At 44.9% G+C, this 25,371-nt stretch carries 9 protein-coding genes and 1 pseudogene; 7 read left to right on the forward strand and 3 right to left on the reverse strand.

The genetic code is table 11. The annotated features are described in order from the left end of the window. Positions 1-117: 117 nt before the first annotated feature. Entirely contained in the window at positions 118-4,062 is a 3,945-nt protein-coding gene (locus BSCG_RS19585; RefSeq protein WP_008775375.1) for a hybrid sensor histidine kinase/response regulator transcription factor, read from the reverse strand. Positions 4,063-4,098: 36 nt separating this feature from the next. Next, positions 4,099-6,546 carry a glycosyl hydrolase family 95 catalytic domain-containing protein gene (locus BSCG_RS19580; RefSeq protein WP_008775376.1) on the reverse strand — a complete coding sequence of 816 codons (2,448 nt, stop codon included), beginning with the start codon at positions 6,544-6,546 and terminating at the stop codon, positions 4,099-4,101. Between the two features lie 485 nt (positions 6,547-7,031). Between BSCG_RS19580 and BSCG_RS19575 the strand changes: the two genes are divergently transcribed. The 7 genes and pseudogenes from BSCG_RS19575 (at position 7,032) to BSCG_RS19545 (ending at position 23,271) form a co-directional block, all read left to right on the forward strand. Continuing rightward, positions 7,032-8,765 carry an ATP-binding protein gene (locus BSCG_RS19575; RefSeq protein WP_004312058.1) on the forward strand — a complete coding sequence of 578 codons (1,734 nt, stop codon included), beginning with the start codon at positions 7,032-7,034 and terminating at the stop codon, positions 8,763-8,765. 838 nt (positions 8,766-9,603) lie between these two features. Then, a complete protein-coding gene (locus BSCG_RS19570; protein WP_032849393.1) occupies positions 9,604-12,930 on the forward strand; it encodes a SusC/RagA family TonB-linked outer membrane protein in 3,327 nt (1,108 codons plus the stop codon). 15 nt (positions 12,931-12,945) lie between these two features. Continuing rightward, on the forward strand, positions 12,946-14,811 hold the full coding sequence (locus BSCG_RS19565) for a RagB/SusD family nutrient uptake outer membrane protein (protein ID WP_004312055.1): 1,866 nt from the start codon (positions 12,946-12,948) through the stop codon (positions 14,809-14,811). Positions 14,812-14,839: 28 nt separating this feature from the next. Beyond that, the gene (locus tag BSCG_RS19560) at positions 14,840-16,732 is read left to right on the forward strand and encodes a DUF5006 domain-containing protein (RefSeq protein ID WP_008775378.1); all 1,893 of its coding nucleotides are present in this window, start codon (positions 14,840-14,842) and stop codon (positions 16,730-16,732) included. Between the two features lie 107 nt (positions 16,733-16,839). Next, positions 16,840-19,163 (forward strand): annotated as a pseudogene (locus BSCG_RS19555) (family 20 glycosylhydrolase). Positions 19,164-19,235: 72 nt separating this feature from the next. Continuing rightward, positions 19,236-20,369, forward strand: coding sequence for an acyltransferase family protein (locus BSCG_RS19550; protein ID WP_004312052.1), 1,134 nt, complete (start codon positions 19,236-19,238; stop codon positions 20,367-20,369). A 22-nt stretch (positions 20,370-20,391) separates the two neighbouring features. Next, positions 20,392-23,271 (forward strand): hypothetical protein, encoded by a 2,880-nt coding sequence (locus BSCG_RS19545; protein ID WP_004312051.1) that lies wholly within the window; start codon positions 20,392-20,394, stop codon positions 23,269-23,271. Positions 23,272-23,471: 200 nt separating this feature from the next. On the opposite strand, the gene BSCG_RS19540 is transcribed toward BSCG_RS19545, so the two are convergent. Next, positions 23,472-25,151, reverse strand: a complete 1,680-nt coding sequence (locus BSCG_RS19540) for a SulP family inorganic anion transporter (protein ID WP_004312050.1) — start codon at positions 25,149-25,151, stop codon at positions 23,472-23,474. Between the last annotated feature and the right edge of the window lie 220 nt (positions 25,152-25,371).

Consider the following 25,371-nt stretch of genomic DNA (forward strand, 5'->3'; position numbering starts at 1 on the left):
GGCTGCCGGAGAAGTGATTCTGTGGCAGCCCGTTTGTTAATCGGTCAATATCGGTCAATATGCGGCGAATTGGCTTGCAGCCGGAAACTTCAGCCAGCATAAAGAATAATGATGGTATTATTTATCAGCCAGACCTTTCTTTTTCCTTTCTTTATATTGACTAGGTGTTTCCCCGGTATATTGCTTGAAAGCCGTACTGAAATAACTCGGAGTGGTAAACCCGGTTTTCTCTGCAATTTCAGAGAAGGGCATATCCGTGCCGGATATCAATGTAATAGCTTTTTCTATACGGAGCTTACTGATATACTCGTTCGCTCCCATGCCTGTAAGTGCTTTCAGTTTGTTATAAAGCGAAGAACGGCCCAATCCTACTTCCTGGCAGATAAACTGGATGCCCAGGTTGGAATTTTCTATATTTTCCTGGATGATACTATTCAGTTTAATCAGGAATGTTTCGTCTGTCAGGCTGATGGTGCTTTCTTCCGGAGTGGGGATTAATCCTGCATTCAGATACCTTTTCTTGGTATATTCCCGGTTTTTCAACCGGTTGCGGATAAGTTCCATTAGCATTTCCACTTCGAAAGGTTTGCTTAAATAGCCGTCCGCTCCATTCTTATAACCGCTTATTTGGCTTTGCCTGTCATCTCTGGCAGTTAGCAGAATGACTGGGATGTGACTGATATTGATATCCTCTTTAATCGTTTTACAAAGTTTATACCCGTTCATCCGAGGCATCATCACGTCACTGACTATAATATCAGGGACATGGCTTCTGACCAGTTGAAGGGCTTCCACCCCGTCTCCGGCGATAATTATCCGTTTGAAGTATCCTTCGAACGTTCTTTTCAGAAAGTCTGTCATATCCGGATTGTCATCCACTACGAGAATAGTGTATGGAGTGGTGTCGAATACCTCTTTCGCGGACGGCTGCCCGCTGTTATCATCCATCATCAACTCGTTCAGATAAGCTTTTGGCTCGCAGATGATTTCTTCCGGTTCCTGCCTCAACGGCAACTCAAAGAAAAAGCTGGCTCCGGTTTCTTCATTATCCTGTGCGCCGATAGAGCCGCCGTGCAGTTCCACCAGAATCTTGGAGTAAGACAAGCCGATTCCTGTTCCGCTCTGTTCTCCCGTTCCCTGGTAGAAGCGGGTAAAGAGCTTGTGCGTATCCACTTGCTTTAGTCCGCATCCCTGGTCGATGACGGAGATACGCACCCGGTTTTCTTCGGGCAGCAGTTCCGAAGCAATCGTTATTTCCGTGTCCTGCGGACTGTGTTTCAAAGCATTGATAAGCAGGTTACTTAGGATAATCTCGCATTTGTCCTTATCGAAACTGACTTTCTCTATCCGTGGGTCGAGCTGATAGCGGATATGCACATTCTTTGCTTCCCCCTCACTGATAAAATCCTGCGAAACGTGTTCAATCCATTGATTGAGCGGATGAGGCTGAATTTGCAGTTTACTCTCCCCTACTTCCATTTTCCGCACGTCGAGCACCATATTAATCAAGTTCTTCATCCGTTGTGCCTGCCGGTAGATGGCTTTTAACGGCAGATATTGGCTGTCTCCGGAAGAGAGCGACTTCAAAATCTGATTGAGTGGCGCATGAATCAGCGTCAGCGGAGTCCGTAGTTCGTGGCTGATATTGATAAGAAAACGTACCTTTTCCTCGTACATCTGTTTCTCATGCTCTTTCATCGCCCATTTCAGTTTTTCCTGATTACGTTTCAATGTTCTGCGGAAAGTTTCGATGATTATGGTGGCAATGAGAATGGTGCAACCGAGAATGAACCACCACGTGCGATACCATGGCGGAAGTACGGTTAGTTCTAGTATTTTCTGGTTGGGAATCCAGCTGCCGTCTTTCGCTGTGCATGAAGCCATAATCTTGTAATTGCCCGGTGGTAACGACCGGATTACCAATTCCGGCTGGTACGATTCGATATACTGGTCGTTCAGCCCCTCTATCCGATAGCGGTAGACTTTCTTACGGAAGATATCCTCTTCTTTCGACATGATTCGGATGGTGATATTGCTGTCCCATGGGACAGAGATTGCTGCCGGATGACTATATAGCTTGTTCTGTGCAGGCTCACCATTGATGATAATATCCAACAGTTGCAGTTCCGGCATTTCCGATGTATTCAGCAGCAGTTGGCCGTCAATGCGCAGCATACCCTTTACACCGCCGATATAGACATCCCCCTCATTGTTTACCAACCGGGCGTTGGGCAGATATTCGTTTTGGATAGCTCCGTTCGACTCTCCGAAGAGAACGAACTTCTGTTCCTGTATAAGCCAGGCGAAAAGCAGATTATCCGCACCTATCCATACTTTGCCCCTCTGGTCGCATTGCACCATGTTGACTTCGGTAAACAGGTTGGTAGGGATGTGCGTCTGCTTTTGGGAAACGGGGTTGTAGTGGATAAGGCCAAAATTGCTTCCTATCCAGAAATCACCGTGCTCGTCGTGTGACGCCGAACTGATTACGGTATCCTGATAACATTCGAAGGTTGTTTTCAGCAAGGAATCCCCGTCATGCAGTTCGTAGATATGTTTGAAGTCGTTGATATAAGTCCGATTGTTCTCGTGCTTGAAGGGGACGAGCGTGCCGACAATACTTTTCCCTTCTTCTCCGGTGACCTTGTCGAATTTCTTTTCTTTCAGGTGATACTGGTAGACATGGTCGCCCAGTAATAACACGGTGTTGGGGGTGTTCTGGTATAAGTTGACCGATTTTCCCCGGTTGCAAAGTTGCGTCGTCGTTTCTTTGTCGACAATGGTAAAAGGTTGTTTCTCCCCGGTTGCGGGATTGAATACAAATACTCCTTTGGAGAAAAGGGAAATCAGTAGTTTTCCGGGAGTGAATCCGCTGATAAACGCTATTTTATCGTTCCAAGTAGAAAGATAATGGGTGAATTTCTCGATACGCGGGTTAAAGAGGTTGATACCGCCGCCGTCCGTACCAATCCAGATACTGTCGGGCGATTGGCGGTAAAGGCTTCGCACGGTGCTGTTGCTTAGTCCGCGGTCGTTTCCGGGGACTACGTCGGTGTAGGTTTTCATGAACACTTCCCGGATGCTGATCAATCCGTTGCAGGTGCTTCCTGCCCATATATTGTTGTTGTGGTCGTTGTGCAGGCAGAGAATAGAGTTGGCGGGGAGAGAGTAGTTTTCACGTCCCGGGATATATTCCAGTTGGAAGATTTCCCCAGTTTCGGGGGTGAGGATATTGATTCCGCCGCCGTCCGTTCCTATCCACAGTTGCCCTTCCCTTTCGGCGAGGCTTAGGACGATGTCGTTACTGAGGGCGGAGTTGCGGGTGGAGTACGAAGCCAGTAGTTTGCCGTCGTATGAGTAGCAGCGTAGTCCGCCGCTGTAAGGGGCAATCCATATTCTTTTCCGGCTGTCGGTCATCATAGTGGTAATTTCCGGCCCGCAGTCGAAAGGGGGGCGTCTGTGCTCTCCGGTATGCAGATCTACGAGGTATATGCCTGTCCAACGGCTGCAACAAAACAACGTCTTTGAATCCCACATACTGATAGCGTTGATTTTAAAAGAGTTGGCGTTGAAATATTGCAGAAGCCGGAGAGAAGAATCGTCATAACTATATTTGTAAATCCTGTCTTTGCCGCCAAAGAGGATTCCGTCCGGGACAAGGCAGAAGGAATAGGCGGTGATATTCTTCCCGTCCTCGTCCGTGGGGAACGTGAAGTCGTTGCTCTGCTGTTGGTAGCGGGCAATACCTTTTTCAGTCAGTACCCAGATATTGTGTTGCTTGTCTTCGGCAATCTGATAAATCAGGTTGTGGAGAAGCGAGTTCGGGTCGTTTGCTTGGTGTTTGTATCTTTTCAGTTCGTGCCCGTCGAACTTTCCCAGTCCCGATTTGGTGCCTATCCATACGAATCCTTGCTCATCCCGGAGAATACAGCGCACGTTGGACGGCAGCCCTTCTTTCAGAGAGATTTGTTTAAAGTAATAGTGTTCTGCCCGGAGAGGGAGAACACCGATTAACTGTATGATAAAGAAAAGGCTTGACAGAACAGCGTATTTTGTTTTCATGTGAAGCAGATTTGTTTGTGATGACAGATGCCTTCTTTATAGAACGGTCAACCTGTCTCCTTTTAAAGTGATTTCGTATTTCTTCTCTTTTACGGTCTTGAACTTGAGCGTCTTGTCTCCGTATCTTACGTTGCAGGGAACCCCGGATTTGGAATGAATGATAGCTTTCTCCAGTTGTCCCTCTTTCCAGGAGACAGAAACCTCAAAATTCCCTTTGGCGCAGATTCCGCTTATCGAGCCGTTTGCCCAGGCATCCGGCAAAGCGGGAAGAAGTTGGATGAATCCCATGTGGCTTTGCAATAACATCTCGGTTATTCCTGCCGTACCGCCGAAGTTTCCGTCTATCTGGAAAGGCGCATGGGTATCCCAGAGGTTATCCAACGTACCGTTTTTCAACAAATTGCCGTACAGTTTATACGCATGGTTTCCGTCTTGCAGTCGTGCCCATTGGTTGAGTTTCCAACCCATGCTCCAGCCGGTAGCGCCGTCTCCGCGATGTTCCAGTACCACTTTGGCTGCCTGTGCAAGTTCGGGGGTAGTCACGGGAGAGATGGTATGTCCCGGATGCAATCCGAACAGGTGGTTGACGTGCCGGTGTTCATCTTTCGGATCGTCTATGTCGGTAGACCATTCCAGTAACTGGCCGTAGCGTCCTATGCGGTACGGAACGAGTTTGGTCAATACGTTTTCCCATTGCTTGCGCTCTTTGGCGTCCGTTCCGAGTACCTTGCTTGCCTGAATAGCGTCCAGTAATATTTCACGTACTACGGCATGCGCGAAAGTGACTCCCTCGTCCACCGGACCGTGTTCGGGAGAGGTGGAAGGCGCGGCGGTGTAAGTCCCGTCGGGCTTGTGCCACAAGTGGTCTACCGCAAACTGTGCGCTGCTTTTGATAAGGTCGTAGCCGATTTCCTTTAAGAATTTCGTGTCACGCGTATAATCATAATACTCCCATATATGCGTTGCCAGCCACGGACCGGCAGTAGGATTCAGGTTCCATGCCATAGATTTGCTGGATAAGGGAGCTGTGAATCCGAAGATATTGGCAGAGATGGACGCTGTCCACCCGCGGGCGTTGAAATAGGCTTGCGCTGTTTTCTCGCCAGGTTTTACCAGACTACGTATAAAGTCTATCAAAGGCCATGTACATTCCGGAAGATTGGTGGGGCACGCAGGCCAGTAGTTCATTTGAATGTTGATATTATTGTGGTAATCTACCCGCCACGGGCCGTCGGTATTGTTGTGCCACAATCCTTGCAGGTTGGCGGGCATATTGCCGGGGCGTGAACTGGCTATGAGCAGGTAACGTCCGAACTGATAGTATAATTGTTCGAGCTGATAGTCCGGCGTACCTTTCTTATAGTTAGCCAGTCGTTTGTAGGTCGGCAGGTTGGGACTGCCGATTTCCTGATTAATTTCAAAACGTACCCGATTGAACAGTGCGGTATAATCGGCTTCGTGATTACGATAAAGCTCGTCATAACCTTTTTTCAGGACATTGTTCATCATAGCCAGAGTCGTTTGTGACGGGTCGTTGCCGACGTAGGCTTTCGGGTCTTTGAAGTCCGGGGCAAAGTTCATCTTATAATCGGTGTCTGCCGTAAGCAGGAATACCACTTCGTCAGCATCCTTCACAATAATCCGGTCGTTTTCTGCTTTCAGTGTTCCCCCTTTGTGGATAGCTTTGATTCGGAAAGTGAATTTCATTCCGTTGTTATTGAGAACGCCGGTATATACTAATCCGTCGTTTCCATCTGCTTCCAGATGGCTTTTTGCTTCGTTGTTGGGACAATAGCTAAGTACAAGATTCTGTTTTCCGCCTTTGTCGGCAGTAAACTTCATGACCATAACGCTGTCTGGATAGGATATGAAGTATTTACGTTGATACCGTATCCCGTCTTTGTAAAATTGCACCACAGCCATCGCCGAATCCAACGACAGGATGCGGCGGTAATTGCTCATATTGATTTCGCTGAGTCCGGTTTCCACATAAAGCTCTCCCATCGTGGTAAAAGCACCGAAGCGGAACGGAGTCTCGTCTTTTTCTTCATAAGCTCCCAGCCCGTTGAAGTTTTCCTGCGTGAGATACCCCGCCTTTTTAGAATCCCCGTCCAGGAAAGCCTGCCGGATTTCTTTCAGTACACCTGACGACTGTTTGTTTACGTTCCAATAATACTCGGCGCCTTTGGCGGTATTCGGTCCACCTTTCCAAAGCGTCTTTTCATTCAGTGTGATTCGTTCCGCGGATATGGAGCCCATGATATTTGCTCCCAGACTACCATTCCCGATGGGTAGCGAACGGCTTTCCCATGTCTTGTCCGGATTCGCCCCTGTGCCCGAAGCGCGTAGCCAGACAGCTTGTCCGTCGAGATTGTTGGGAGTGTCGAACCATATGGAAAGTCCTTGTGTATAATCCACCGTTTCTATTGATGATGCAGTGAGTGAAAAGAGAGTGCAAAAAATAAGGAAGCAGAGTTTCTTCATAAGATGTATTATTTATAAGGAATGTGATGTGCAAAGGTATTGTTTTTTTAGGATTTCAGCGAACGGCCTGCTTTCGATTATAACCAATAAGCTTTTAAAAATCACCAAAAGTGCTTCTTTGTGTAGGTAGTAAGATGTTTCTAATGAGAAACTGTATGACGAAGGGCATAAGGACCTCATTGTAATATCGACCAAAATGAACATGTTTATAGATAAGGTCCGTAAGAAAGCAACGATGATGAATCCATTTCCTGTGGCAGCCCGCTTTGTTTCAATAATGCAACTTTCTTTATGACAGTTATTACCTAAACAGTTTCTGCTATAAATCTCATCCGGCTAATAGCATGAAAAAATAAAAGGATTTATGTCTGTCACTTCAATGCGGCAATCTTTCAACTTTCTTTCCCTTTCTTTGTTCTTTCTGCTGAAATATGCTACTTTTGTATTATCCTCATAGATATGAGAACTAAAGAAAGGAACAAATCATGGAAGAAGTAAAAAGAATCCCTTATGGAGTTTCCAACTTTGTGGAAGTGGTGGAGCAGAACCAATATTACGTGGATAAAACGATCTATCTGCCTTTGTTGGAAGAGCAACCCAGTAATTTGTTCTTTATCCGTCCCCGCCGCTTCGGCAAGAGCATCTTTCTGAGTATGCTCCGGGCTTATTATGACATCGCTCAAAGAGAAAAGTTCGATAAACGCTTCGGCAATCTATGGATAGGCAGTCGCCCTACACGGCTGCAAGGGACTTTCCAGATACTCTTTCTTGACTTTTCCCGTGCCAGCGGTGGTAGTGGTACGTTGGCCGAGAACTTCGACCGTTACTGCTGTATGGTCATGGATTTGTTCGGTATGTCCTATGAATCTTATTATTTTCCGGGATTTGCTCAGGAGATGAAAGCACAGCCCGATTTTGTAAGTAAACTGAATTATCTGAATCTTCATGCGGCTGAAACCGGAGCGCATCTTTATCTTATCATTGATGAATATGATAACTTCACCAATGTGGTGTTGAATGAGCAGGGCAAGGAAGTCTATCATGCGCTGACCCATGCTAGCGGCTTTTACCGTGAAATCTTCAAGAAGTTCAAAGGTATGTTTGAGCGCATCTTTATGACCGGTGTCAGCCCCGTGACGTTGGATGACTTGACTAGCGGATTTAATATCGGTTGGAATATCAGTACCAAGCACCAGTTTAATATGATGCTGGGATTCAGTGAAACGGATGTGCGTGAGATGCTCCAATACTATAAGGATGCCAGACAGTTGCCGGGCAATGTGGATATAAGTGCGATGATAGAGGAAATGCGTCCGTGGTATGACAATTATTGTTTTGCCGAAGAAAGTCTGGAACGTGACCCGAAGATGTTCAATTGTGACATGGTGCTCTATTATTTGCGCAACTATATGGATTTGGGCAAATCACCCAAAGAGATGATAGACCCCAACACCCGTACTGACTACAACAAGATGAAGAAACTCATCCGTTTGGACAAATTGGACGGTAATCGCAAAGGCGTGTTGCGCAAAATCACCGAAGAGGGGCAGATTATCACCACATTGACGACTACCTTTCCCGCTATTGATATCACCAAGCCGGAGATTTTTCCCAGTCTGCTCTTTTATTACGGTATGCTTACCATCACTGCTACTCGGGGCAACTATCTGGTGTTGAGTATTCCCAATAATAACGTGCGTAAGCAGTATTACGAATTTCTGTTGGAAGAATATCAGGATAACCGGCATATCAATCTGAATGACCTTGGCTTGATGTATTATGAAATGGCTTACGAAGGTCATTGGCGTGAAACGATGGAATTTATTGCTCATGCCTACAAGGAAAACTCTTCCGTGCGAAGCTCCATCGAAGGCGAGCGCAACTTGCAAGGCTTCTTTACTGCTTACCTGAGTACAAATGCCTATTACCTGATAGCTCCGGAACTAGAATTGAATCACGGTTATTGTGACCTGTTTCTTATGCCTGACTTGATACGCTATGACGTGAAGCACAGCTATATCATCGAACTGAAATACCTCTCCACCAAGGATTCCGAAGCGAAAGCCGAAGCCCAATGGCAAGAAGCTGTAGAGCAAATAAAAGGTTATGCCGTTGGTGCTAAGGTGCGTCAGATGGTGCACGGAACCGAGTTGCATTGTATTGTGATGCAGTTTCGCGGATGGGAACTGGAACGGGTGGAGGAAGTCATGCAGAAATAAGCTCAATTTATACTGTCATTTCTCATTTTAGGCAAAATATCTCTGTAATTCCCTTATTTCAACAAAGAGTTGTCTGATTGCCAGACTTTGTATGATAAACTAATTTATGCGCTAAATCTATATATTTAGCTTGGTAGGCATATATACTCACCACGTGGGCTTATGGTTGCTTACCTGTGGACTGGAAATATTTTAGACAGAAGAACATAAGAACAAAAGATAAAGCAGTTATGTGTAATTATTATTGTAATAAAATAAGTGTTAAAGATGACTCAACCTATTAAAATGGATAAACAAATTTCTTAAACATTCCAAACGAAGAGTATGATTCTGTAATATATTGATATATAGATATTTATCTTTTATCTTTTTCCCTTTAAAACCAACGACCTGTTGCACACCGAGAAACAAAGTGTTCGACACCGAGAAACACATCGTTTCTCGGTGTCGAACAAATCGATAGATAAGGCTCGGAGTATAGAATAAACAAATCGTCCGTCTTTTTCTATTTTATGGATTATTCCATAGATATATGCATCAATATATATTCCCATAATTACCCTATTGCATCTGAAATGTAATATTATAGAGTATGGTACCGATTTTAAACTAATTTTTTGAAAAACAATCATTCCCCCCGATGAAATGGTTTGATTTGGTGAAAAGTGAATATTTAATGGCTATTTTTAAAATAACTCTTTTTAAAAGCTACCCTACCTTTGTGACAAGAATGTTAGTCGGAAAAGTTATCCCGGTTCTTCATTCTTAAATCTAATGCCTGTGAGATTTATTTTGTTAGCTAATAGAAATATGAATCTTTATTATTAAATGTAGTATTATGAAAAAAAAGAAGCTTATGAAGAAACAAAGCTGCTTTGTTGTTCTTTTGATGATGCTCCTGTTATTTCCTTCGGGAGCGTTTGCGCAGCAACAAATGATTAAAGGACAAGTGGTGGATGATAAGGGGGAAACCATTATTGGAGCTACGGTCATGGTAAAAGGGGCAAAAGAAGGTACGTTGACCGATATTGACGGTAACTTTTCTGTCAAAGGTAAAGTCGGCAATACCTTATCTATCTCTTATGTCGGTTTTTCTCCTCTCGAAGTAAAAGTGACAAAACTTGAAGGTAATCGTTTCATATTAAAGGAAGACTCGAAACTTCTTGATGAAGTCGTTGTGGTGGGTATGGACAAGCAGAAACGTAATACCATTACGGCTGCTGTGTCTACTGTAGCTTCCGATGCTATAGTCAATCGTCCTGTAACCGATTTGACCAGTGCCCTTCAAGGTAATGTAGCCGGTCTGAATTTTGTGACCGACGCAGCTCCTGACGGCGTTGGTGGTGAAACAGGCGCGGAAATCAAGTTCAATATCCGCGGTGTCGGTTCTATTAATGGTAACGGGGGCGAGCCTTATGTATTGGTGGACGGAGTGGAACAAAGCCTTCAGAACGTAAATCCAAATGATATCGAAACAATTAGTGTATTGAAAGACGCTTCTGCCGCTGCCGTATATGGTGCACGTGCCGCTTATGGTGTGGTATTAGTAACTACAAAAAGTGGTCGGCAGGAAAAGACACGGGTTTCTTATCGAGGCACAGTAGGTTTTAGTTCACCTATCAATATGCCGGAGATGATGAACTCTCTTGAGTTTGCTAAATATGTGAACGAACGGAATGATAATGATGGCGTGAATCATAAATTTTCTGACGCTCTTATAGAGAAGATGGAAGGATTCATGAAGAACCCCTATTCAGCAGAATTTCCAGGTATAGGTCCCAATCAAAACGGGACAGACTGGGCTTCTTCAATGGATGCGGTATATGCGAATACAGATTGGTTTGATTATTATTTTAAAGATACTGCTATTCGTCATTCACATAACCTGAGTGTAACCGGAGGTTCGGAAAAGTTCAACTATTATGTAGGTTTGGGTTACACTTATCAGGATGGTTTACTTGACAAGGTAGATGATAACCTGAGCAAATATAATGTAAATACGAAATTCCAGATTATAGCCAATAAATGGTTGAAGTTCAATTTCAATAATAATATAACATTGAGTATCCTTAAAAGGCCGATGGCCAACCAGACCATCTTTTATGGAACTCTTGGACAAACAATACCAAATGCTCCTACTCATTATCCGATTGATTCGGAATATAATGATGCTTCTGAGTTCCGTTATCTAAAAGAATCCCATTATGTACAGAACCGCATATCCGATGCAATGTCTTTTGCTGCTACCATTACCCCGTTACCGGGTTGGGATATTGTAGGGGAAATGAAAGTACGTTTTGATGTAGAAGACAACAGTTTCAAACGTGGATACCCTACAGTAGAAAAACCTGATGGAGAGTTAAAGGTTGACATAGGTACCAAGCAGGGATATGTATATCCGGGTATGGAATGGAAGAATTCCAAATGGGGTTCTTATACTCGCGGTAATGCATTTAATTATTATCTTTCTCCGAATGTATCGACATCTTACGTCCATACATGGGGAGAACACTACTTCAAGGCTATGGCAGGTTTTCAGATGGAGTTGCAGGAAAACTCCAATGGTTTCACTTATAAGGATGGAATTTTAGGTAGTGATATTTATTCATTTGCGAACTCCAATGGTACATTGTCTGCCGGTGAAGACCGTACTCATTGGTCCACAATGGGTATGTATGCCAAGTTGAACTGGAATTATCAGGAGACATATTTTCTGGAATTCAGTGGACGTTATGACGGTTCTTCCCGTTTTGCTCCCGGAAACCGTTGGGGATTCTTTCCTTCCTTCTCTGCCGGTTATGATATAGCTCGCACAAACTATTTCAAATCATGGAATCTTCCATTTTCCCAGTTGAAGTTGCGTGTTTCTTACGGACGCTTGGGTAATCAGAATGGCGCCGGATTGTATGATTATCTTGGAGTGATGGATTTGGTGTCAAACTCATCCAATGCTTGGTTACTGCCGGGAGTAAACGCCACTCCTGCCAAAGGAATGATTGCCAAAACTCCGAAAATGGTCAGTCCTTATATTACCTGGGAGAAGGTGGATAATGCCAATTTAGGTCTTGACCTGCTGTTATTGGATAACCGTCTGACAATAACTGCTGATATTTACCAGCGTACAACGCATGATATGATTGGTCCGGCTGAAGCAATTCCGGCTATCGGAGGTATCAGTAAAGACGACCGTGCAAAAGTAAATAATGCGACTCTCCGTAATCGTGGTTGGGAGTTGTCCGTCAATTGGCAGGATCAATTGAAATGCGGATTCAGTTATGGTGTCGGTTTTAATATATCCAATTACAAGGCAGTAGTCACGAAGTATAATAATCCTGAAGGACTGATATTCAATAACCATACCGGTCTGGCACGTAACAGAGGGTATTATGAGGGAATGGACATCGGTGAGATTTGGGGATATGAAGCTAATGATCTTTTCATGACTAACCGTGAAGTGGATGAATATTTGAGAACGGTAGACCTTAGCTTCTTTAAAGCTGACAACCAGTGGCAACGCGGTGACGTAAAATATATCGACTCCAATGGTGACGGGAAGGTAGACCCGGGAAAAGGAACTTTGGCGGATCATGGTGATTTGAAAGTAATCGGTAATACAACCCCTAAATATTCTTTCGGTATTAATCTGAATGCAGGCTATAAAGGATTTGGAATATCAGCTCTTTTCCAGGGAGTAGCCAAGAGACAATTCCCGATGGCAGGTGCTACTTACCTGTATGGAGGAAATTGTTACTTCAAAGAGCATCTTGATTATTTCAATGCATGGCATCCTGATGGATATTTACCACGCCTGACAGATAATTCTAAAGACAAAGAAGTGAATATAGGCTATAATACAACTCGTTATTTACTCAATGCAGCTTATATGCGTCTGAAGAACTTGACAGTCTCTTATTCTTTCAAACCACAATTGGTGGAAAAGATTGGCTTGAGTAATTTGAAAGTATATTTCACTTGCGATAATCTGTTTACAATTTCCAAGTTGCCGCAACAGTTTGACCCTGAAACACTGAATCAGGTGAATGGTTGGGTAGGAGGTAGTAATGCTTCTGCTCCCGCCCTTACTTCACCGCTGACTGCAAATGGTAACGGGCGAGTTTACCCATTGAACCGGAACTTTGTATTTGGAATTGACATCACATTTTAATTAGAGAGGAACATCATGAAAAAGAAAATAATTATACTGACTGCTTTTATAGGGCTGGTGTTGTCCGCTTGTTCCGACTTTTTGGATCGGCAACCGTTGACAATGCCTGAAAACGAAGGCTTCCTGGCTGGTCGCGAACAAGTAGAGAACTATATCAATGCTTTATATACTTCATTGCCGGCTCCGACGCAATATGGAATGAGTGTCCGTGGTGAAGAGGTGAACAGCGATAACATTTTGGCTGAAAAATATGACAGACGCCTGAATGGTGAGAATAATCAGTTCAGTGGCTCGACCGATTGGGAAAAAGGCTATCAGAACCTGCGTAATGTCAACTACTTCTTTCACTATTATAAAGTTGATGCAGGACTTGAGACTGCTGAAGTACTCTCGCTTAGAGGAGAAGCCTATTTTTTGCGTGCTTATTGGCATTTCTACCTGCTCACCCGTTTTGGAGATATACCTATAATGGATGATTTTTGGGATGAAAACGCTACGGTAGCCGGCTTACAGAAACCTGCGTCCAAGCGTGCGGATGTTGCCCGTTTTATATTGAATGACTTGAAGGCCGCTATCGGTGAAATTCCGGAAGCACGTGCAAATTTATTTACGCGTAGTAAATATCAGGGACTGCGTATCAGTAAGGAGGCCGCTACTATTTTGGCTATGCGGGTGGCGCTTTATGAAGGTTCGTGGGAGAAATACCACAAAGGTACTAAGTTTGCAACGGAAGACAATTCTACGGAATTTTTTCAGGAAGTATTGAACTGGGGAGACCAGCAACTTTTTACTGCTGGCTTGACATTGAATACGAAAGACACTGATAAGGAGTATGTAAATACCGAAGATGCTTTTGCACACTTATTTAATAAGGAAGATCTTTCTCAAATACCGGAAGCTGTTCTGTGGAAAAAGTATTCAGTGGCTGATGGTGTCTTTCATAATTTGGGTGGTTTACTCGCTTCAGGAGCAGTAGATGGCCAGGGACCGTCCGGCCTGTCAAAGTCATTGGTGGATAACTATTTAAATGCCGATGGAACTTTTATTAATCCCAAAGACGAGAAGTTCAAGGATTTTAATGAAACATTTGAGGGACGGGATGCGAGACTTCTCGTTACAGTAATGCATACCGGATGTAAATATCGCTCTAATGCAGGTTCTTCTTCCAATAAGCCGATGAATGTGAGGGCTTATGATGCGACAGGCACTGATGATGAAATGAAAGAAAAGAATAAAGATATTGTCTCTCCTAACTTGAACGGCGACGGTAATAGCAAGAGTGTTACCGGATTCCATATCAGATTAGGTATTGACACTACTTATGTGGAAGGGAATACGCAGACTGGCATTATCCTGTTCCGGTATGCGGAAGGATTACTTTGTTATGCTGAAGCAGCGGCAGAATTGGACAAATGGAGCGACGATGTATTGAACAAAACATTGAAACCCTTGCGCGAAAGAGCAGGCGTGACATGGATAGAGCCGCAAGCAGATGCTAATTTCCCATTTACCGGGCTTACTCCCTTGATACAGGAAATTCGTCGTGAAAGACGTTCGGAACTGGCACTTCAGGGATTCCGTCTGGACGATCTGATGCGTTGGGCGGAAGCCGGAACATTGAAAGGAATCAACGGTCGTGGCAGGGGTGCATATCTGGGCGAAGAGAGTGTCCTTTACAAAAGCTTTTCACCCAAAGGGCGCGAATCATTGGAATTGGTGTTGAAAGATAACGACGGGTGGATGGATCCGTTACAGCAATATTTGCCTGAGGGTTACCTTTTCGACCTGAACCGGGATTATTTATTACCGATACCACCAGATGAACTGCAATTAAACCATGAATTGAAACAGAATCCGGGCTGGGGAGATGTTAGCGAATAAGTATCTCAATTTAATAAATTACACAATTATGATAAAAAGAATACTATATACATTTTTACCTGTTTGCCTGCTTTCAATAGGTTTTGCAGGGTGCGAGGACGATGCGGTAGAACCACTGCCGGAAACTGTACCTTTAATAGTGGAATCAAGTGCCAAGAGCTTTGTAATGGGTGAAGAGCTTACCCTTACTTTGAAAGTGAATGACGCTAAGAATCCGGAACGTGTGACAAACGAAGATTTTGATATTTATCTGACTGCTAAGGACGGAGAAAAAGATGTATCAAAGACAGCCTTTAAAGCATTTCCTTCAATGGTTACCTTCCCGAAGGGAGTCAGTTCTTTTGATATAAAACTACCGATTACAGAAAGTGGAATTAAGCCCAAACAAAAGTTGTATGTGAATGTAATGTCGTTTGTACGTGGCTATACGGTGACTAATCCAACTCAATCGATTGTTATTTCTGATCTCCATTACACAGTTGTATCAATAAAAAATAATTCGGACAGGGTTATTGACGAAGGTGATGAGTTTACTATTTTGGCAGAAGTTCCTGTGCCGGTCACGGATGATATGGACATCCATATCACTGTACCTGATGAGCAAAAAGATTTCTATGTAACGTTACCCCCCGCCACATTGACGATAAAGGCAGGAGAAAAATCTGCAGAAGTGAAAGTTAAAACTAAACACAATATGGAACCTACTAAAACGGAAACGCTGACTTTGAATTTTACGACCGTTTCTGCAGTTCATCCGTTGGATAATGAAACATTGGAAGTTACGATGAAGGACCTCGAAGCTGAAAAGGGAGATGGGATTCTGGATGAACGTTGGGTTTACGAACGTCCGGGAATTGCATTTGCTTCAAGTGGCAGGTTGGCAGCAGCCAAGACACAATATGGAGATGATAAGGTTGTTGAAATGAAAGAACTGGATCCGCATCCCAATACAGATTTAGCTACGGCAGGCTGGAAGTTCTACAATGCATGGGAATTCCATAGTTTCGGAAATACAGGTGATATGTGGAATACTAATGGTGCAGGTAATTCATGGGGTAATAAAGTTCCTCTGTTTTTGGCAGATCGTAATACGGTGATTGTACAGAATCATGCGGCTTGTGTCAATGTGCAATTCTCTAATATAACCGATCAAGGATATCTGAAGATGATAGAAATGAAAGTTCCGTCGAAGGGTACAGGGCCGGCAGCAGGAAAAGATAGGGATTATGGTACTGCTGCTTTCTATGGATGTGGAGTTAATACTACATATAAAGCTAATAGTCAGTTAATATCAGAAGGTTGCAGAATGGAAATTCGTGCCCGGCTTCGTGGTGAGAAAAATGGCTTTAACATGGGGATTTGGCTGATATCTGATGAGTCGGGTAAATATAATACTTACACGGAAGTTGATATTCTCGAAAATCCGACAGGTCCTGTTACAGGAAATAAAGCGCATCAGACATTCCATACGGGAATTTCAGGAACCGATAAAAAAACTCAAACTGCAAATCATACGATAAATATAAATGAATGGAACATTTATTGGTTTGAGTGGCGTTCTGATTCGGAAGTCGCACTGGGCATTAATGGGCAAGAGACTGTATGCTATAAAAAAGCTGATTGTCCTGCAGGCTATTGGACTTTTACAGATGAACAAAACTTAAATGGGTTGAAATTTATTCTTACCATGGGAGCACCTAATAAATGGGGGCTTGGAGGTGGAACTGAGGTTAATGGTGTATGGTCTCCTGATGCCGGCTGGGATTCTGGTTTTGCAAGCTATGATAATTATGAACGGGATCGTGATAATAATGCTATTCCTCGTTTGGAAATAGATTGGGTTCGTACTTATATAAATAAATCTTCAGTAGCAGAGTATGACCAAGGTAGAAATAGGCATACAGGAACGAAGTTTTATTAATTCTTAGTTGCCTTAATCAAATTTCGCAAGTGCCTTATTCAGTCTTCAATAAAAAGGGGCAAAGAGGTACTTGCGATTTTTTTAATAAATAAACTGACTGTCAAACCATGACGAAATACATCTTAATCATTTGTATGCTGTTTGCATCCATATCGGGTGCATGCGCGGACAACTTGACATCACCCCCTGTTTCAATAGTTCCCCGTCCGGTGCAGGTCGTGCCGGGCGAGGGTAACTTCACCTTCTCCGCCCGAACCTTGTTTTCGGTAGAGAACCATGAGCAGGCTGTCATCGTCCGCAACTTTATAAACTTATTCAAGAGAAGTTCGGGAATAACCCCACAGTTGGCAATAGGTAGCAGTGAGAAGAGTCATGTCCGTTTTACGACTGACTCTTCTTTAAAAAGCGAAGCCTACCAGTTGGAGATTACTCCGGAGCAGATACAAGTAAAAGCATCGGATATAAAAGGCTTTTTCTATGCATTGCAGACCATCCGCCTGCTGTTGCCGTCGGCTGTCGAAGGCAACCGTCGGGTTGAGAATATCCAATGGAGCATTCCCGCGGTAACCATTCAGGATGAACCGCGCTTCGGCTATCGGGCATTGATGCTGGATGCCGCCCGCTTCTTCATTCCCAAAGAGAACGTGTTGCGTATCATCGACTGCATGGGCATGCTCAAAATCAATACGCTTCATTTCCACCTCACGGATGATAACGGCTGGCGGGTAGAAATCAAGAAATATCCCCGCCTGACGGAAGTGGGTGCATGGAGAGTGAACCGCATGGATGTTCCTTTCTATTTCCGCCGTAACGCCGAACCGGGAGAACCGACCCCTATCGGAGGATTCTATACGCAGGAAGACATCAAGGAAATGGTGGCATACGCTGCCGACCGCCAGATAGAGGTTATCCCCGAAATAGATATGCCCGCCCACAGCAACGCCGCACTGGCTGCCTATCCGCAACTGGCTTGCCCTGTGGTGAATAGTTACATTGGAGTCATTCCGGGCTTGGGCGGAGGAAGTTCGGGAGTGATTTACTGTGCCGGAAACGACAGCGCCTTTACATTTCTGCAAGATGTTCTGGACGAAGTGATGGAATCTTCCCCTCGCGATATATTCATTTGGGAGGAGATGAGGCGCAGAAAGGATTCTGGAAGAAATGCCCGCTTTGCCGGCAGCGCATGAACAAAGAGCATCTTGCCGACGTAGAAGATCTGCAAGGTTATTTCATGAAACGGATGAGCGACTATGTACGCAGCAAGGGACGCGAAGTGATAGGTTGGGACGAACTGACAAACAGCAGTTTCCTGCCCGAAGGCGTTATTATTCAAGGTTGGCGCGGACTCGGCGCGGCTGCCTTGAAAGCTGCTGAAAAAGGACACCGGTTCATTATGACTCCTGCCCGCATCATGTACCTGATCCGCTATCAGGGCCCGCAATGGTTTGAACCCCAGACCTATTTCGGCAATAACACACTGAAGGACGTCTACGATTACGAACCTGTGCAGGCGGACTGGAAACCGGAATATGCTTCCTTACTTATAGGCGTACAGGCATCCCTATGGACGGAGTTCTGCAACAAACCGGAAGATGTGGACTATCTGCTCTTTCCCCGTCTGGCCGCCCTTGCGGAAGTGGCATGGACGAAGAAAGAACGCAAGGATTGGACTTCATTCCTGAAAGGACTGGATGTCTATAATGAACATCTGACAGCTAAAGGTATCGTCTACGCCCGTTCGATGTACAACATCCAGCATACGGTCACTCCAAACGACGGGATGCTCGAAGTGAAACTGGAATGTATCCGCCCCGACATGGAGATACATTATACGACGGATGGAAGCGAGCCTACGGCAACTTCACCGCTCTACGAAAAAATAGTGCCTGTAAAAGAGCCGCTTACACTGAAAAGTGCTACTTTTGCGCAAGGCAGGCAGATGGGAAAAACATTGATACTCCCTGTCCGGTGGAACCTGGCTACCGCCAAACCTGTATCGGGAGACAGTCCGTCTGTAAAGCTCCTGACGAACGGAATACGTGGAAGCTTGAAATATTCGGATTCCGAATGGTGCACTTGGAATGATAATGATTCCGTCTCTTTTACAATTGACCTGCTGAAGCCGGAAACGCTGAACACATTGACATTGGGCTGCATCACGAACAATGGGATGGCTATCCATAAGCCGTCGTCCGTGAAAGTGGAAGTTTCGGATGACAACTCTAGTTTCTGCGAAGCTGCCATGCGGAGTTTCACGCCCGAAGAGATTTTTCGTGAAGGAAACTTTATAGAAAACTTGCCGTTGAAGCTGAGAGGTACACAAGCGCGTTACGTACGTGTGACAGCCAAAGGCCCGGGAGTTTGTCCGGCATCTCATGTACGGCCGGGACAGGTGTCGAGAATCCTTTTTGACGAAATGATACTGGAATAAGGCAAAGGGTACAAACATGAATAAAGCGACATTGGATAAAACGATAATCAAGTTTATACAAAAGCTATACTTATGAAAAACAAATTACCGGAAAACAATTCCATCCGTCTTGCCTCATTGGATATTCTAAGAGGTTTCGATTTATTTCTCCTGGTCTTTTTTCAACCTGTATTCGTGGCATTGGCACGGCAGATGAATATGTCATTTCTCGATAGCATACTTTATCAGTTTGACCATGAGGTTTGGGAGGGATTCCGTTTCTGGGATTTGGTAATGCCGCTTTTCCTCTTTATGACGGGAGCTTCCATGCCGTTCTCACTATCGAAGTATATAGGGACTACGGGAAGTTATTGGCCTGTGTATCGGAGAATCCTGAAGCGTGTTTTTCTCCTGTTTATCTTCGGAATGATTGTTCAGGGAAACCTGCTCGGTCTGGACGCCACGCATCTTTATTTGTATTCCAATACATTGCAGTCTATTGCTGTCGGTTATCTTATTGCTGCGGTCATTCAGTTGCACTTCCCGTTCAAGTGGCAGGTAGGGATAACGTTGCTACTCCTTCTCGTCTACTGGGTTCCGATGACGTTTTTGGGGGATTTCACACCGGCGGGGAACTTTGCGGAACAAGTGGACAGATGCGTTTTAGGGCGATTCCGTGACGGTGTTTTCTGGAATGAGGACGGAACCTGGAGCTTCTCGCCATCCTACAACTATACATGGATGTGGAGCAGCCTGACATTCGGAGTGACCGTCATGCTCGGAGCGTTTGCCGGAAAGATAATGAAAGAGGGCAAGGCAAATCGGAAAAGGGTGGTGCAGACGTTGCTAGTTGTCGGACTTGCTCTTGTTGGCCTGGCGTTACTGTGGAGTTTGCAGATGCCTGTTATCAAACGTATCTGGACAGGCAGCATGACCCTGCTTTCCGGCGGCTATTGCTTTCTGCTGATGGCATTGTTCTATTACTGGATTGATTATAAAGGATATACCCGGGGATTGAACTGGCTGAAAGTGTATGGCATGAATTCCATTACGGCGTATCTGCTGGGCGAAGTTGTGAATTTCCGTTGCGTTGCCGCTTCGGTCAGTTACGGGCTCGAACAATATCTGGGTGGTTATTACTCCGTATGGCTTACCTTCGCCAATTATCTGATTGTCTTTCTCCTGTTGAGGGTGATGTATAAGCGCGGATTATTTTTAAAGGTTTGATAAATGAAAGAATAAAAATAGTATGATTAAACGAATATATTTGCTGTTGATGTTGTTTGGAGGATGTTTGTTTTCCATGAGGGCAGCTGTAAAGGAAGAGATTTATGTCAATCATATAGCAGATACTGTGGAGATTGGCAATGAATTCCTCGCTCGCAAGTTTCTGGTGAAGAATGATAAAGTCCGCACGTGCATGATTGAAAATAAGCGTATGGGGAAGGAAGTTTCCCGTATTATTCCCGAAACCATTTCGGAGGATTTTATCATCCGTACGTTGAGTGCGGATTCGGTCGTTGCGGATATTCATTCTTCTGATCTTTTCTTGCAGAGAGTACAGGTCACGGATGAAGGGAAGAACGGCAAGAAGCTGGTTTTCCATTATAAGGGCTTCCGCCATCAGGAGGTGGACTGGCAGGTGGACATGGTTCTTACATTGGAGGAAGGGAAGCACTATATGAGGAAATATCTGGAGATTACCGTCCCCGATTCGCAACGCCATCTGGCGCGTCTGGATTATATTGATTTCGAGCCGATGAGCCTTCCCGAAGGATATGCTGTCTGGACGCATCCGGTGATGGAACAGGGAGTGGGCGGTGTCAGCGGATATTACATCTCTTTGGGGCAACCGGTGTACATACAGGGCATGTTCTTCGGACTTGAATTTCCGGCTTCGGAGACGGAGATTGAGGGTGATCGGAAAGTACGTATCCGCTATTATTCGGGAAAGAGCTTTGAGATGCTTGCTTCGGAAGGCCGTCTGGCGGACAGCGGGACGTTTACCACCTGGAAAGAAGTGACCGGTGCCACCCGCAGTACGGATATGGATGTCATTCAGACGGACTTTTTCAGTTATATCCATGATATTTCCGTTCCGGTCGACTTCCGTATCCAGTACAATTCATGGTATGACTTTATGCTCGACATCAACGAGAACAATATCCTCGACTCTTTCCGTGAAGTGGAACGCGGACTGACGCAGAACGGAGTTCGTCCGATTGACTCTTATGTGGTGGACGACGGTTGGAATGCTTACGGTCCGTGGCAGGAAGAGAACAAGGCCAAATTCTGGTCGTTCAACAGCAAATTCCCGAACGAACTGTCCACCCCTTCGGATTTGTCACACCGTTTGTCCTCTAATTTCGGATTGTGGCTGGGCCCCCGCGGAGGTTATAATTATTATATCAAGTTCGCGCGGTTTCTGGAAGAAAACGGGAATGGAAAACTGAACTGCAACTCAAGTGATATTTGCACCAACCATAAGGTGTACTGCGAGAAACTGAAAATGTTTTTTCTGGACTGCCAGCAACGGTTTGACGTGAATTACTGGAAACTGGACGGTTTTCTGGTTCGTCCGCCGCAACCCGACCCGCAGGGGAATTATATCTCCGGCGGTTATCAGGGAATGTGTTATGTCACCGAGCATTGGGAACGTTGGATTGATATATTTCAGGCGATGCGCGACCAGCGCGGGGCGAAAAGGAATGATTTGTGGATTAACCTGACGTGTTATGTCAACCCCAGCCCGTGGTTCTTGCAATGGGGAAACTCCGTGTGGATGCAGAACTCGCAGGACATCGGGCGGTTGAACGTAAAACGCCCGTCACAGCTTGACCAACTTTTGTCTTACAGGGACGACCGTTATTTCGATTTTGTGAAGACACGCGCGTTCCAGTTCCCTTTGGCGCATCTTTATAACCACGACCCGATTTATGGCAATACCGCCAATCTCGCCGGAAAGATGGATGATGATGAATTCCGCACTTACCTGATGATGATGGCTACCCGCGGCAGTGCTTTCTGGGAACTTTATTATAGCTATAACATGATGAACGAGGGGCAGAAATGGGTGATAAATGCCGATGTACTGCACTGGATTAACGACAACTATGAGACTCTGAAACATGCTAAACTGATAGGACAGACTCCCGCAAAAGGAACTCCTTACGGCTATTCGGCATGGTCGGGACAGGAAGGGATTATTTCTGTCCGCAACCCGTCCGATGAAGTGAAAGAGTTTACCTTCCCGCTCGACCGCACTATCGGAATGCCTGAAGGATTGAAAGGATTGCATCGTACCTATGTGTGGGCGTACCGGACGGATGAACAGAAGGCAGAGGACACGGAGAACCATTTGTTTGATTATGGCGGACAAATCTCCCTTAGTTTGCAGCCGGGTGAAGTGCGGATTTGGAAATTCAGTACCGTGCCTGATAAGGAAGCCCCTGCTCTGCGGATAGTGAAGACCACCTCTCCGACTTCCCTGACGGTCGAGCTTAATGAGCCTGTGATACTGAAAGACGGAATATTTTCCGTTTCGGGAAATGAGGTAACCGCTACTTCGCTTTCAGCGGACAGGCGTGTCGTGACACTAACATTGGCTCGTGAAATGAGAGAAGATGATAAATACCGCCTGAATATTTCGGGAGTGACAGATGACGCAGGAAATACGGAAGCATTGCGCACCGCTTTTTTCTATTTCGAGAATCAGGAGATACCTGTTTTGACAGGAGTCAGTGGCAGCGGGGATTTTAATCTGTCTTTCTGTTTGAAAACCGATAAGAACGCTGTTTCCTTGTTGCGTCAGGGAAAAGACATTTTGGTGGATTTGGATGCGGAAGGGCGGCTTGTATTCGTGGTAAAAGGGTTGAAAGTCGTATCCGGACAGGCTGTTGATGATGATAAAGAGCGCATTGTGTCTTTATGCCGTGAGAAGAATGGAATGTTGAAAATCTATCTGAATGGTGAATTGGAGCAGTCGGTTTATGATGTGGCAATAGTGAATCCGAATATTAAAGCAACTCCGGTTATTGTAAATGCTTCATTAGAGAATACTCTCGGACAGTTGAAGATTATGAATCGTGCGCTTGATTATAAAGAAAACAAGAACATGGTTCTGAAATAAAAGAGGTTGTGACTGTATCAAATAGAGGTCAGCATGATAGAATAAATGATGATAATATCCTGTTTGCAGGAGATATAGATGCTGTGTGTTGGATATATAGATCCAACACGCAGGTCATATATGCCGTACACATTGGATCTATATGTCCAATACGCACGGTATATATGGCTTACAGGCTTACAAGTAGCTGATAAACAGCACTATTTTACCAGACTTTTTGCCCTCTCCAATGCTACATTGATATTCGGGCAGATATTCTCTTTTCCCAGCAACTCGTAGAATCCGGCTTTTTCCAGTACATTATGCACGTTCTCGTTGACTCCGGAAAGGATAACGGTAGTCTTTTCCTTCTGTGACATTTCGCAGAGAGTAGTCAGGTTGTGAATCCCTGTGGAATCGATGAACGGAACCTTGCGCATACGGATGATACGTACTTTGGGGCGGTCTCCCAGTTGTGTCATTGTCTCTTCAAACTTGGTAGCGATACCGAAGAAATAAGGGCCGTTGATTTCGTATACCTCTATGCCTTTGGGAATCATCAGGTTTTCTTCGTGTACGGCAATATCCGATTCCTTGTTCGGGTCAATCTCGTCGGTAATCACCGAGATTTCGGTAGTCTCCATGACACGCTTCATAAAGAGGACGCAGGCAATGACCAATCCTACCTCGATAGCGACAGTCAGGTCGAAGATAACGGTCAGGAAGAACGTGATAAGCAGTACGGTAACGTCCGATTTCGGATTCTTCAGTAAAGCTCTGAATACACGCCATCCGCTCATGTTGTAAGATACGATGACCAGTACGCCGGCAAGGCATGCCATCGGAATATATTGTGCGAGTGGCATCAGGAAGAGCAGAATCAACAGCAATACTACTGCATGAATGATTCCGGCTATCGGTGTCTTACCCCCGTTGTTGATATTCGTCATGGTACGGGCGATAGCACCTGTGGCGGGAATACCTCCGAACAAAGGGGCTATGATATTGGCTGCTCCCTGTGCGATCAGTTCTGTATTGGAATCGTGGCGGTCGCCTATCACACCGTCGGCTACAGTGGCAGACAGCAGGGATTCGATAGCTCCCAATACGGCAATGGTGATAGCCACCGGAAACAATTCCCTGATAGCTTCCCAATCCAGCGCAGGCACAACGGCATCGGGCAACTCTGATTTAATGGTGAAGCGGTCACCGATGGTCTGGATGCAGTCGATTCCTCCGAAGGTTTTCATCAGGTAAACGGCTACCGTGACTACGATGATGGCAATCAGCGAGCCGGGAATTTTCTTTGAGAACTTCGGAGTGATAGCGATGATAATAATGCTGACAATACTAACGATGGTATTCCACCAGTTGATTGTATCGAAGTGACGGAAATAAATCATCCACTTCCCGACGAAGTCTCCCGGCACTTTCTCGTCTCCGAAAGATAAACCGAAAATATCGGCGATTTGGGTCGTGAAAATAGTGACAGCGATACCGCTGGTAAATCCGACGATGATAGGATAAGGGATGAACTTGATAACTGCTCCGAGCTTGAATACTCCTAATAATACAAGGAGTACGCCCGCCATCAGAGTGGCTACAATCAGTCCGGCCTCTCCGTATTGTTGTATGATGCCATAGATAATGACGATAAATGCTCCTGTGGGACCGCCAATCTGGACTTTGCTGCCACCCAACAGGGAAATGATGAATCCCGCAATGATAGCGGTGATAATACCTTTTTCGGGCGAAACTCCCGAAGCGATACCGAAAGCAATAGCCAGAGGAAGCGCCACGATACCTACGATAATGCCGGCCATCAGGTCCGCCATAAACGTTTCTTTCGAATAATTCTTTAGACAAGAAACCAGTTTGGGTTTAAATTCAAATAGCTTCATTTTTAGATGTTGTTATACGTATATTCCGTCTTTTTTGTAAAGTAGATGTTGCAAAATTAGATAAAATAATCGAAATAAGTATGTTTTTGAACATACTATTTGTCTGTTGATAGATTTCATCAATGAGGCAATCGATTTTATTCATCAAAAAAAGATGGTTTATTATGAACAAATCGCTTATATTTGCGTTATAAATAGTACGACAAGTTACGTTTGGTAA

It is taken from the genome of Bacteroides sp. 2_2_4 (genome assembly GCF_000157055.1).
Taxonomy (GTDB): Bacteria; Bacteroidota; Bacteroidia; order Bacteroidales; family Bacteroidaceae; genus Bacteroides; species Bacteroides ovatus.